Genomic DNA, 12,920 nt, shown 5'->3' on the forward strand with positions numbered 1-12,920 from the left:
GAACAGGTGAAATTTACGGATTGTTAATCGAATTTAGTTAGTTTTTCTGAGAATTTGAAGCTGCAATCCTTTCAAACCCTTTTTTTTAGGTAAAATGGTTTTGCCCAACCGTTTTTTAATAGAAAAACTTTCTTATTCCAATTAAAACAAAAATCATAAGGGTATAAACCAAAAAGAAAGGTAGAATAAATGCTTTTAAGCCTAATACAAGCATAGCTGCAATAATGAGTAATTGGAAACCTAAACCAAAGGTAGAAACAACTGTCATCAACCAATTTGGCAATATTCTACCTTTGTCTGCATTACTATCTAAAGCATAAATGATTTTATCAAAAACACCATAACATAGTTTATACAAACCAAAAAGAATATTTACGTGCTTTTGTGTTTCCCCTTTTAAGGCAATTGGTGTTTCGTTTTCAAAAACACGACTAGTAGTATCGCCATTAAACTTATTTCTTAAAATAACATAGTAGTAATTGTAAAGTGTTCCTTGTAATTGCATGCCGAAGAATGCTAAAAAGCATATCCAAATGGATGCCTGGTTAATATACCATATAGAAATAAAAAATAAAGCATTTAAAATGATGTCTGCTACAGAATCTAAATAACGACCAGTATACGAGGGTGTGTTTTTTACGCGAGCTAATTCGCCATCTGCAGCATCCAAAATAGACTTAAAAATTAAAAAGAATGCAGCTAGCCAATAATAACCTTGTAAAATACAATAAACAGCGATGAAGCCAGATATTATAAAACCAAAAGTAACGTGAATAGGAGTGAAATTAGTGTGCTTAAGTGAGTTTGCTATAACTTTAGCTATTGGTCTTCCATAATCAGAAAGATCAATAAATTTATGTTCTTTTGGTAATTTGGACATATAATTTCATAGAAAGCTGTATTGTGGAATATACCAAGTTATAAAAATGCAAAGATACAGTTAAAATTATAGCTTATGCATTGGTATTAGGATGTATTTATATCGAAAAATGCGTGGTCTATTTTTATGTTTTTCTGATAAAGTCAAGGTGCAATCGCATTAACATTAAAATCGATTACGAAATTATTCTATTTTAGTAGACATAGCGACATGGTTAATCTCTAAAACAAGTCTGCATTAATGTATACAGTAATTTAAAATTGGCCATAAAAAAAACCTTGTGCCTATATTCACCTATTGGGCGACACAAGGTTTTATAAATAAAGATTAATAGCGTAGCAAAGGTAGTATTTTTTCTATAATTCTAAAATTTTAAGCTTATATTTATTAACATTTGTTAATTATACTTCATTTTTCGTAATATTCGTAAAGATTCCTTATATAAATTATAAATCTCTCTATTATAGACTTTTAAATAAGGTTTAGCTTCTTGAAGTTTATGAATAGCATCATGAAATAGATTAAGGTAACAAATTAAGTATGTAGCGGGTAAGTTTTTTAAATCGATTTCTTCTCTTTTTGAAAGTGTAAACCCATTTTTTAGCTTTTCTAAAATAGCATTGTTGTTATTGTATATATGATGTAAAACTTTTTTATCAAATTGAGGTGGCTCAAATAATAATTTGGTTTCTATGTTATAATGTGCGTTGTCTTCAAATTTAATTATGGTTTCTTCTAATGGGTAATATTTATTAGAATCTTGAAGCCCAAGGTTAACATATTCAATAATTTTAAAACTATCATCGTTAATAGTAATAGAAACTTCATCTAAAGCCGAAAAAAACAAACGTACCTGCTCATTAATCAATTCAATATCTACTCTAGAATAAAATACTTCTTTTTTTGTTAATTTTTTTTGTCCTGCCCAACATACTACAAAATATTCTTTAAAGACTTTGTATTGCGCATTAAAGTCTTTTCGGTGATTCATAAAGTCGAAAACGCCATTTAAGGTGTGCTCCATATTGTTTTGCGCATGCTTTTCAATAGCATCAACAATTTTAGAATTAACATCCATTATCTCGATATCAAAAACTTTAGGCATACTGATGCTTCCGTCTCTAAAAAACACAGAACCTCCATAGTATTTCCAGATATTCTTTCTAAGTGATGTGATTTTCCCAGTAGGTCTTATGGTTACCAAACCAACAACTTTATCATCGGGTAAATGCGGAAACGGAATGTTTTCATACTGCACAATTGGCGGATGATTTAAATAAGCATTGATGAGGTTTTGTATTTTGCTATCATCAAAAAAATCGACACCGATAATTTTATTGTCCTCATCTTCAACACCAATAACGATAAACGAATTATTTTTCGGATTACTGTTAGAAAGCGCGCAAATATGCTTTAAAAATTTCGCTTTTCCTTCCTTATGACTAATGTCAATTTTTCGCTTTTTATCATAAAAACTATTCTCATCGTTGTGAGCTAAAAGGTGTTTTATGAGGAGGCGTTTGTTAATCATATTTGTCATTCCCGCGAAGGCGTGAATCTTATTTTTAAAATTCCTTTTTTACAGTTATACTATTCGCTTGTGCAGTGCAAAACATTAAAACATCAGCAATATTTACATGGGCAGGCCTAGAAACCGCAAAATAAATAACCTCTGCAACATCTTTAGCTTGTAACGCTTTAAAACCTGTATACACTGAATCGGCTTCCTTCCCATTTTTAAATCGCACTTTCGAAAATTCGGTTTCAACTAAACCAGGATTTATTGCGCTAACTTTAATTCCAAACGCATTTAAATCAATTCGCATCCCCTCGGTAATCGCTAAAACAGCATGTTTACTAGCACAATATACGTTTCCTTTTGGGTAAACTTCTTTTCCTGCCGATGACCCAATATTGATAATGTGCCCAGATTGTCGCTCAGTCATTTGCGGAATAACAGCTTTACTTACATATAATAAGCCTTTCACATTAATGTCCATCATAGCATCCCAATCATCTAAATTTCCAGTTTGTATAGAGTCTAAACCATGAGCATTTCCTGCATTGTTTATAAGAATATCGATATTTTTAAATCCTTTTGGAAGGGATCCTATAGCCTTGAAAGTTTCGTCTTTATCGCGTACATCAAAGTTTAAAACATGTACATTGGTTAAACGCTCTAAAGCTTTTTTTATCGTAATTAAACGCTCTAAACGTCTTCCGCAGAGTATTAAATGGATACCTTGTTTTGCAAACTCGTATGCAGTAGCTTCACCAATTCCGCTTGTAGCTCCAGTTATTAGGGCTGTTTTTTTCATGTATTATATTATTATCCTGTTTATAAAATTACTTAAAAGTGGATTTATAATCTGATACTTATCAAATTATAAAAGTTATAATCCGTAAGTATTTATGATAAACTTATAATAATTATTTGTTAAATGCCATCTACATTGACTTCCCTTCATATTTTTAACCATTTTTTAACACCTTTACAATATTTTTTTTAACATTTTGCAGTGCTCAAATACTAACCGTAAATTCGAGCTTTTAATAAAACAAAAAATGATGGAAGAAACAGGAACAATTGATATAAAATCAATTAATGAGAAAATTGAAAAAGAGAGTGCTTTTGTTGATTTACTGATGTTAGAAATGAATAAAGTCATCGTGGGTCAAAAACACATGGTAGAACGGTTACTAATTGGTTTATTAGGACAAGGACACATTTTATTAGAAGGTGTTCCTGGATTAGCAAAAACATTAGCGATTAATACTTTAGCACAGGCTGTAGATGGGAGCTTTAGTAGAATTCAATTTACACCAGATTTATTACCTGCAGATGTTACTGGAACGTTGATTTATAACATGAAGGTTAACGATTTTTCAATCAAAAAAGGACCAATATTCGCAAACTTCGTACTAGCAGATGAGATAAATAGAGCACCAGCAAAAGTACAATCCGCTTTACTTGAAGCAATGCAAGAAAAACAAGTGACTATTGGTGATGAAACGTTTATACTTGACAAACCATTTTTAGTAATGGCAACGCAAAACCCTGTTGAGCAAGAAGGAACGTACCCATTGCCTGAAGCGCAGGTTGACCGTTTTATGCTAAAAACAGTTATTGACTATCCAAAAATTGACGAAGAGCAAATGATTATGAGAGCCAATTTAAAGGGCGCTTGGGATAAAGTAAATCCTGTGGTTTCAATATCTCAAATATTAAAAGCTCAAGAAGCTGTTCGTGAAGTATACATGGATGAAAAAATTGAAAAATACATTCTAGATATTATTTTTGCAACACGTTATCCTGATAAATATAGGCTTCCAGCTTTAAAACCCTTAATTTCTTTTGGAGCTTCACCTCGTGGAAGTATCAATTTAGCTACTGCTGCAAAATGCTATGCGTTTATTAAGCGTCGTGGGTATGTTATTCCAGAAGATGTGCGTGCTGTTGTTTATGATGTTTTAAGACACAGAATAGGTATTACTTATGAAGCTGAGGCTGAAAATGTAACTTCTGAAGACATCATTAATAAAATAGTAAACGAAATAGAAGTACCATAAAAAAGCCCCCTAACCCCCAAAAGGGGGAATACTTACTCATATGTGCTAAAAAGAAGGGCTAATAAAAAAATGTTTAATACAATTATTTCAAAATCAAGTTTAATCGCAATCAATACCCCCTTTGGGGGCTAGAGGGCTGGCTATGGATACTAAAGAATTACTAAAAAAAGTACGTAAAATAGAGATTAAGACACGCCGTTTGTCTGATCATATTTTTGGAGGTGAATATCATTCCACCTTCAAAGGGCGTGGTATGACTTTTAGTGAAGTACGTCAGTATCAGTTTGGTGATGATGTTAGAAATATAGACTGGAATGTTACTGCGCGCTACAACGAACCTTTTGTAAAAGTATTTGAAGAAGAACGCGAACTGACCATGATGCTTATGGTAGATGTTTCGGGCTCTGAGTTATTTGGTACCGAGCAGCAATTTAAAAATGAAGTGGTTACTGAAATTGCTGCAACTTTAGCCTTTTCAGCAACACAGAATAATGATAAAATAGGGCTTATTTTATTTTCAGATAAAGTTGAATTATTTATCCCTCCTAAAAAAGGGCGTTCGCATGTACTCCGAATTATTCGCGAATTGATTGAATTTAAACCCGAAAGCAAGCAAACCAATTTAGTAGAAGCTTTAAAATTCATGCAAAACGTTATGAAGAAAAAGGCGATTGTTTTTGTCTTGTCTGATTTTATTGTAGACGACTACCATCAAACCATGAAAATAGTTTCCGGTAAACATGATGTCACAGGCATTAGAGTCTATGATAAACGAGAGGAAGACATACCAAATTTAGGGATGGTACAAATGCAAGATGAAGAAACAGGAGAATTAATGTTGGTAAATACATCTTCAAAAAAAGTACGCCTCAATTACCGAAAATTCTATCATCAAAAAGTGGATTATTATAAAGAAAGTTTTACTAAATCTGGTGCAGGCGCTATTGATTGTCGAGTAGATGAAAGCTATGTAAAAAAGCTTTTGGGGTATTTTAAAAGAAGAGGATAAAAAAGTTATGAGTTACGAGTTACGAGTTATAAAATCTAAATGTTCCGTCTTCTGTCTTCGGCCTTCGGATATCTTTTCTTTGGTCTTTATTCTATGCTCTTTCGTTTCTTTTTCCCAAGTGTCATCAACAATCGATTCAACAACTATAAAAATTGGTGAGCAAATCACCTATCATATTCAAGTTGAAACAGATACTACAGATTTAGTTGTATTTCCTGAAGGGCAAACATTTTCGCCTTTAGAAATGATTGAATCTTATGCGATTGATACACTTAAAAAAAAGGACAAATTCAATCTGATTAAAAAGTATGGATTAACTCAATTTGATTCAGGGGCATATATTATTCCTAGGCAAAAAATAATAATAGGAGATAAAACCTTTTTTACCGATTCTTTAAAGGTTGAGGTTAACAATGTTGAGGTTGATACCACGCAAGGTATTTACGATATAAAACCAATTATTGGGGTTGAGAAAAGTGGAAGTGATTGGTGGAAGTATCTTTTAATTACATTATTAATTATTGGTGGTATAGCATCTTTACTATATTGGTTAATTTGGAGAAAGAAACCTTTAACCGAAGAAGAAGAAATTGCCTTGCTACCGCCTTACGATAGAGCAAAATTAGCACTAAAGAAGTTAGACGAAAGTCCATATTTAGAAAATCAAAATTTAAAGGAGTACTATTCTGATTTAACGTTTATCATAAGAAAATATCTTGATGAAAAAGTGTATAACAAAGCTTTAGAAAGTACCACAGACGAATTAATTACAAGGCTGAATATTCTTAAAGAAGCCAATCAAGTCGATTTGAGTAATGATGACATTAAGAATCTTGAAAGAATTTTAAAGCGTGCCGATTTAGTAAAATTTGCAAAATCTGCTCCTGATGTGGAGTTGGCTAAGATAGATAGAGAAACTATAGATGTCGAGATAGATCATGTAAAAGAAGCATTACCAGAACCTACCGAAGAAGAAAAGCTTTTAGACGAAAAATATAGAGCAGAACAAGAGCGAAAAAAGAAACGTAATAAGATTTGGCTAACCGTTGGGATTAGTGTTTTTTTACTGTTAGCTACCTTTACAGGGCTTTCTATTAAATATGGCTTTGATTTAGTTAAAGACACCATTATTGGTCATGATAGTAAAGAACTTTTAGAGGGCAATTGGGTACGAAGTGACTATGGTTTTCCGCCTATAATGATAACCACACCTAAAGTTTTAAAACGTATGGATGCTGGTTTGTCTGAGAAAGTAGCGCAACAAGTAGATATTACAATTTTTGGTTATGGTAGTTTAATTGATAAGTTCAATGTTGTTGTGGGGACATCTAAATATAAAAATTTAGGAGAAAATAAAATTGATTTAGAGCAAATTATTGATGGTAGTTTAAAGACATACGAAGCAGCAGGGGCTCAAAACATAATTACTAAAAAAGATAAGTTTGTTACACCTAATGGAGCCGAAGGGCTAAAGGTTTATGGAACCTTACAAATGCCAATTCCAGGTACTGAAGGTGTTGAGGATGGGAAATATATACTTTTAGCATTTACATCAGAAAATGTAGTACAGCAAGTGTCTTTATCTTGGAAACAAGATGATACTTACGCAGATCAAATAATTGAACGTATTTTAAATTCAGTTGAACTTAAACCAGCAGAAGAATAATGTTTGAAGGGATTGAATTTGTAAATAAAGAATTTTTCTGGTTGCTATTAGCACTTCCTTTAGCTGTGCTTTGGTATATTTTTAAGCATAAGAAACAAACTGCCGAACTTAAAATTTCAAGTTTAAAAGGCTTTAAAATAACCAACTCATGGTTGCCAAAACTAAGGCACGTGTTATTTGCGCTGCGTTTAGTAGCATTGGCATTATTAATAACAGCTTTAGCAAGACCGCAATCTGTTGATGTATCAACAAAAACAAAAACAACGCGAGGTATCGATATTGTTATGGCTATTGATGTTTCTGCAAGTATGCTGGCCAAAGATTTATCACCCAATAGACTAGAAGCTCTAAAAAAAGTGGCCGCAGAATTTATAAAAGGCAGACCTAACGATAGAATTGGTTTAGTAGAATACGCAGGTGAAAGCTATACCAAAACACCTATTACTAGTGATAAAGCCATCGTGATTCGTTCGCTAAAAAGCATAAAATATAATACCATTATTGAAGGCGGAACTGCCATTGGTATGGGTTTAGCAACATCGGTAAATCGATTAAAAGATAGTAAAGCCACAAGTAAAGTGATTATTTTGTTAACGGATGGCGTAAATAATTCAGGGTTTATAGACCCTAAAATTGCAAGCGAATTAGCTGTTGAATATGGCATAAAAACCTACACCATTGGTTTAGGGACTAATGGAATGGCATTATCTCCAGTTGCTATTTTACCAAACGGTAATTTTCAATATGGCCGTATTCAAGTGGAGATTGATGAAGATTTACTTAAAGAAATTGCTGAGGTTACAGGCGGAAAATATTTTAGAGCTACCAATAACAAAAAGCTTGAAGAGATTTATGAGGAAATAAATAAGCTAGAAAAAACAGAAATAGAAGAATTTAAATATTATAATTACGAAGAAAAATATAGACCGTTAGTAATTTTAGCAGGGTTATTATTGCTTATAGAATTACTATTACGCTATACCCTTTTTAGAAGTTTCGTATAAACAAAAACGACTAAACAAGTTCATGTATCAATTAGAAGAAAAAATATGGTTTTGGGCATTAGTAATTATTCCAGTAATAATTCTACTCTTTTTGGTGCTTCAGTTTTGGAGATACAGAACGCAAAAAAAGTTTGCTGATATCGCATTACTTAAAAGACTAAGTCCAAATAGGTCTATATTTAAATCTGTATTAAAAGTTAGTGTTTTAAGTTTAGCATTCTTTTGTTTAGTTATCGCTTTAGTAAATCCAAAGATTGGTACAAAACTTGAAACTGTAAAAAGAGAAGGTGTCGATATTGTTTTTGCTCTCGATGTTTCAAAAAGTATGTTAGCAGAAGATATTGCTCCAAATCGATTAGAGAAATCAAAACAACTCGTTACACAAATCATTAACAATTTGGCTAGTGATAGAGTTGGAATTATCGCTTACGCAGCAAAAGCATTTCCGCAATTACCCATAACAACAGATTATGCTTCGGCTAAAATGTTTTTACAAAGCATGAATACAGATATGTTATCCTCACAAGGAACAGCCATAGATGAAGCCATTAAACTAGCTAAGACGTATTTTGATGATGAAGAACAAACCAATCGTGTACTTATTATCATATCAGATGGTGAAGATCATAGTGAGCAAGCAGCAGTAATAGCAGAAGAAGCTAGTGAAGAAGGTATTCGTATTTTTACTATTGGAGTTGGTGATGTAAAAGGAGGACCAATTCCAGAAAAGCGTAATGGGGTTGTTTTAAATTATAAGAAGGATAGCCAGGGCGAAACAGTCATTACAAAACTTAATGAAGAAACACTTCAGAATATCGCATCTGAAGCTAACGGCGCCTACATTAATGGTAAAAACACAAAAGATGTTGTTGAAAATATTCGTGAGGCATTAAATGCCATGGATAAAACGGAGTTTGAAGCCAAACAGTTTGCAGATTTTAAAGATCAGTTTCAATGGTTTTTAGGTTTCGGAATTTTCTTTTTGTTGATTGATATTTTATTATTAGAACGAAAAACAGCATGGTTAAAAAAGTTGAATTTATTTAATGAAAATCTTTAATTTCCGCACATACAGAAATCTTTTAAATTTAAACGATTCATATTTTATAAAATTTTTAACGAACAAAAATTTTGGGTTTTATATCTTAGAATTTAGAATAAAATAAAAATGAAGCATATCGTATTTTTTATAGTAATGTTTACCATTTTATTTTCTTTTGCACAAGAAGATAAAGCAAAATTACAGGCTTTAAAGAAAGCTAATAATCACATCTACGAAGCAAATACTTTAGCTAAAGATGATGATTTTGTTTCTGCAGAAATGGAATATAGAAAAGCCATTTCAGAACAAGCTTCTAACGTGGCGGGTACTTATAATTTAGGAAACACCTATTATGAAAAAGGCAATTATGAAGAGGCTTTATATAGACACCAACAAGCTGCTGAAGTGGCGACTACAAAAGCTGAAAAACATCGGGCTTTTCATAATATAGGTAATACATTAATGAAAAATAAAAAGTATAAGGATGCTGTAGAGGCTTATAAACAAGCATTAAGAAACGTCCCTACTGATGAAGAAACACGATATAACTTAGCAGTGGCTAAGAAGAAACAAAAAGAACAAGAAGATAAACAAGACAAAAATAAGGACGATAAAGAGAATAAAGAAGATAATAAAGAAGATAAGGACAATAAAGAAAACGAAGACAAAAAGGAAAACCAAGAGAATAAAGATAAAGAAGGCGACGATAAAGAGGATAAAAAAGATAAGGGAGACGACGAAAAGAAAGAAGACGAAAAAAAGGATGATAAAGGTAAGCCTAAAGATGAAAAAGAGAATAAAGGTGATGAAGACAAGAAAAAAGAACAGCCAAAACCTAAACCACAACAAGGCCAGTTGTCTCCTCAGCAAATAAAGAATTTATTGGAAGCTATGAATAACCAAGAACAGAAAGTTCAAGAAAAAATGAACGCTGAAAAACAAAAAGGAGTTAAAATTAAGACCGCTAAAGATTGGTAAAAAACGTCTTCCATTATCAGTTAGACTCCTACAAGGTTTTAAAAACCTTGTAGGCATAATGAAAAAGTTATAATGAAATTCATTAAAAACATATACATACTACTATTCATACTTTCTACAAGTATCATATCCGCACAAGTAAAATTTGAAGCCAAAGTAAGCAAGCAAAAGCTTGGTGTAAACGAACGTTTGCGAATTGATTTCGAAATGAATCAAGATGGCGATAATTTTAACCCTCCAGGTTTTTCAGGATTTACTGTAGTTGGTGGTCCAAACCAATCGGTAAGTAATTCTTGGATTAATGGGAAGCGTTCTTTTAAAAAAACCTATACCTATTTTTTAGCACCAAAAAAACGCGGGAGTTTTGAAATTTCTCAAGCCACAATTAATATAGATGATGAAATTTATAAAACAACGCCCATAAAAATCCAGGTAACGGCTGCGGTAGATATTCCAAAAGACCCAAATGATCCAAATTATTTAGCATCAGAAAATATTCATTTAGTTGCTGAGATTTCTAAAGCTAACCCGTATTTGAATGAGGCTATAACCGTAGTCTATAAGTTGTATGTGTCGCCTAAAATAGCTGTAGATAATTGGAATGAAATTGATACGCCACGTTATAATGATTTTTGGAGCCAGAATATAAACACCCAAGGTCAAAAAGTTCAAAACGGAACTTATAACGGTGAAGATTATCGTTATTTAGTATTAAGAAAAACAGTTTTATATCCTCAAAAAACAGGAAGATTAAATATTGAACCATTAACTCTTGATCTCTCCATGCGCGTGCCTACAAATAGACGCGATATTTTTGGAAGTCTTTTAATGACACGAATTAGCAAAACGGTTTCAGCAGGAAACAAAACCATTAATGTTAAAGCGCTTCCTGAAGTTGGAAAACCAGTTGATTTTACTGGAGCTGTTGGAAATTTTAATCTAGATGTATCCTCATCAAAAACCCAATTGGATGCTACCGAGTCGTTTCAGTTGAAAGTGAATGTAAAAGGAAATGGAAACTTAAAACTATTTAAACTTCCAAAAATCTCATTACCAAGTTCGTTAGAGGTTTATGAGCCTGAACATAAAGAAGCCGTTAGAACAAATTTATCTGGTATGCAGGGTAGTATTTCAGATAGTTATACAGTAGTACCTCAGTATAAAGGTAAATACCCTATACCAAGTATTTCGTTTTCATATTTTGATTTACAAACAGAAAGCTATAAAAGGTTGTCTTCAAACGAAATAGTAATTAATGTTTTAAATGGGCCATCAAATAATACCATTTCATCTAACAATAATGTGGCTTCAAGTAATAATAAACAAGCTGTGGTTTTAAATAGTGACCAATTTGCATTTATTAAAACTAAAACTGATTTTTTTACAATTAAAACAAGTCATTTTTTCAAAACCAATACATTTTGGGGTTTACTTTTGTTACCATTTCTAGCCATTCCGTTAGCTATTGTTATTCGAAAAAAGAAAGCCACTAGAGATGCTGATGTTTATGGTAATAAAATTAGAAAAGCGAATAGGTTAGCACGTAAATATTTAGGGAATGCTAAAAAATCGTTAGGCAAAAAAGATACGTTTTACATCGCTTTAGAAAAGGCATTACATAATTATCTAAAAGCCAAACTAAATATTGAAACTAGTGATTTAAGTAAAGATAAAATCCATGATTTACTAACTAAAAAAGGCGTTAACGAAACTGTTATTAAAGATTTTGAAAGTATTTTAGAAAGCTGTGAACTGGCTCGATATACACCAATTGATATTGTGACTATGAAAGAAGATTATGATAAGGCAGCAAAAACAATTGCTTTAATTGATAAACAAGCGCGTTAATATGAAGCATATTTTTTACATACTATCGTTTTTATTTAGTTTTGGGCTTTTTGCACAAAACCAAGAATTGTTTGAAAAAGCAAATGCGTTATATAATCAAGGTAAATACGCCGAGGCTATAGATAATTATAATGCTATTTTAGAAACTGAAAATCATTCTGCTGATTTGTATTTTAATCTAGCTAATGCACATTATAAGCTCAATAACGTAGGTCCAAGTATTTACTATTATGAAAAGGCACTACTATTAAATCCTGAAGATTCTGATATTATAAACAACATAGCGTTTGCAAAAAACATGACTATTGATGCTATTGATATTGTTCCTGATGTTGGTTTTTCAAAGTTATTGAATACAACAACTCATAAAATGTCTTTTGATCAATGGGCAAAAACTTCCATTGCCATAGTTTTCTGTTTTGTAGTATTGTTTTTAGTCTATTATTTTGCTTACTCAACCTCAAAAAAACGTTTAGCTTTTATGGGAAGTATTTCTGCATTAGTATTAGTTTGTATTACTCTTGCATTTGCTTTTCATAAGTTTAACCTAGATAAATTAGACAATCCCGCTATCATTTTTGCTCAAGAAAGTAAAGTAAAAAGCAATCCTAATTCTAGAAGTGAAGAATCTTTTAGATTACATGAAGGCACAAAAGTTCAAGTTCTGGAAACTTATGAAGATTGGAAAAAAATACAACTATCTGATGGTAAAGTGGGTTGGGTTATTAATGATGACATTAAGATATTGAAGGATTTTTAGTACTTAAAACTAAAAAAATTAGAAAAGAGGCTGTCTAAAAAGGCAGTCTCTTTTTTATTGTTTTAGATTTTAAAAAAAGTATTGGTTTTCGTATCTTAAAGGTATGAAAAGCAACATCGTTTGGAAGACGAATAGTCAGTCTCAATTAAGTCTTCTCCCACCA

11 protein-coding genes are annotated in these 12,920 nt (G+C 31.9%); 8 read left to right on the forward strand and 3 right to left on the reverse strand.

Features of this window, described 5'->3' with window-relative positions:
* Positions 1-115: 115 nt before the first annotated feature.
* From P8K68_RS01035 to P8K68_RS01045, 3 genes are all read right to left on the reverse strand, one after another.
* Entirely contained in the window at positions 116-880 is a 765-nt protein-coding gene (locus tag P8K68_RS01035; protein WP_300247322.1) for a CDP-alcohol phosphatidyltransferase family protein, read from the reverse strand.
* Between the two features lie 397 nt (positions 881-1,277).
* Positions 1,278-2,411 carry an ATP-binding protein gene (locus P8K68_RS01040; RefSeq protein ID WP_300247324.1) on the reverse strand — a complete coding sequence of 378 codons (1,134 nt, stop codon included), beginning with the start codon at positions 2,409-2,411 and terminating at the stop codon, positions 1,278-1,280.
* 34 nt (positions 2,412-2,445) lie between these two features.
* Entirely contained in the window at positions 2,446-3,198 is a 753-nt protein-coding gene (locus tag P8K68_RS01045; protein ID WP_300247326.1) for an SDR family NAD(P)-dependent oxidoreductase, read from the reverse strand.
* Positions 3,199-3,448: 250 nt separating this feature from the next.
* Here P8K68_RS01045 and P8K68_RS01050 point away from each other — a divergent pair, with 250 nt between their 5' ends.
* The 8 genes from P8K68_RS01050 (at position 3,449) to P8K68_RS01085 (ending at position 12,757) form a co-directional block, all read left to right on the forward strand.
* Complete coding sequence (locus P8K68_RS01050; protein ID WP_300247342.1) at positions 3,449-4,450, forward strand: MoxR family ATPase; 1,002 nt, start codon at positions 3,449-3,451, stop codon at positions 4,448-4,450.
* Positions 4,451-4,592: 142 nt separating this feature from the next.
* Positions 4,593-5,459 carry a DUF58 domain-containing protein gene (locus tag P8K68_RS01055; RefSeq protein ID WP_300247328.1) on the forward strand — a complete coding sequence of 289 codons (867 nt, stop codon included), beginning with the start codon at positions 4,593-4,595 and terminating at the stop codon, positions 5,457-5,459.
* Between the two features lie 118 nt (positions 5,460-5,577).
* Positions 5,578-7,125, forward strand: a complete 1,548-nt coding sequence (locus P8K68_RS01060) for a hypothetical protein (RefSeq protein ID WP_300247330.1) — start codon at positions 5,578-5,580, stop codon at positions 7,123-7,125.
* Positions 7,125-8,129: a VWA domain-containing protein gene (locus tag P8K68_RS01065; RefSeq protein ID WP_300247332.1), complete on the forward strand. Its 1,005-nt coding sequence runs from the start codon at positions 7,125-7,127 to the stop codon at positions 8,127-8,129. Before P8K68_RS01060 ends, P8K68_RS01065 begins: the two co-directional genes overlap by 1 nt.
* A gap of 22 nt (positions 8,130-8,151) precedes the next feature.
* Positions 8,152-9,189 (forward strand): VWA domain-containing protein, encoded by a 1,038-nt coding sequence (locus tag P8K68_RS01070; RefSeq protein ID WP_300247334.1) that lies wholly within the window; start codon positions 8,152-8,154, stop codon positions 9,187-9,189.
* A 108-nt stretch (positions 9,190-9,297) separates the two neighbouring features.
* A complete protein-coding gene (locus tag P8K68_RS01075; RefSeq protein WP_300247336.1) occupies positions 9,298-10,149 on the forward strand; it encodes a tetratricopeptide repeat protein in 852 nt (283 codons plus the stop codon).
* A gap of 72 nt (positions 10,150-10,221) precedes the next feature.
* Entirely contained in the window at positions 10,222-11,997 is a 1,776-nt protein-coding gene (locus tag P8K68_RS01080; RefSeq protein WP_300247338.1) for a BatD family protein, read from the forward strand.
* A 1-nt stretch (position 11,998) separates the two neighbouring features.
* Complete coding sequence (locus P8K68_RS01085) at positions 11,999-12,757, forward strand: tetratricopeptide repeat protein (protein ID WP_300247340.1); 759 nt, start codon at positions 11,999-12,001, stop codon at positions 12,755-12,757.
* Positions 12,758-12,920 lie beyond the last annotated feature (163 nt).

It is taken from the genome of Algibacter sp. (genome assembly GCF_029245835.1).
In the GTDB taxonomy this organism is placed as follows: Bacteria; Bacteroidota; Bacteroidia; order Flavobacteriales; family Flavobacteriaceae; genus Algibacter_B.

Coding starts and splice junctions, on each gene's coding strand:
- P8K68_RS01035 (WP_300247322.1), bottom strand. CDS start 880: ATGTCCAAATTACCAAAAGAACATAAATTTATTGATCTTTCTGATTAT.
- P8K68_RS01040 (WP_300247324.1), bottom strand. CDS start 2,411: ATGATTAACAAACGCCTCCTCATAAAACACCTTTTAGCTCACAACGAT.
- P8K68_RS01045 (WP_300247326.1), bottom strand. CDS start 3,198: ATGAAAAAAACAGCCCTAATAACTGGAGCTACAAGCGGAATTGGTGAA.
- P8K68_RS01050 (WP_300247342.1), top strand. CDS start 3,449: ATGGAAGAAACAGGAACAATTGATATAAAATCAATTAATGAGAAAATT.
- P8K68_RS01055 (WP_300247328.1), top strand. CDS start 4,593: ATGGATACTAAAGAATTACTAAAAAAAGTACGTAAAATAGAGATTAAG.
- P8K68_RS01065 (WP_300247332.1), top strand. CDS start 7,125: ATGTTTGAAGGGATTGAATTTGTAAATAAAGAATTTTTCTGGTTGCTA.
- P8K68_RS01070 (WP_300247334.1), top strand. CDS start 8,152: ATGTATCAATTAGAAGAAAAAATATGGTTTTGGGCATTAGTAATTATT.
- P8K68_RS01075 (WP_300247336.1), top strand. CDS start 9,298: ATGAAGCATATCGTATTTTTTATAGTAATGTTTACCATTTTATTTTCT.
- P8K68_RS01080 (WP_300247338.1), top strand. CDS start 10,222: ATGAAATTCATTAAAAACATATACATACTACTATTCATACTTTCTACA.
- P8K68_RS01085 (WP_300247340.1), top strand. CDS start 11,999: ATGAAGCATATTTTTTACATACTATCGTTTTTATTTAGTTTTGGGCTT.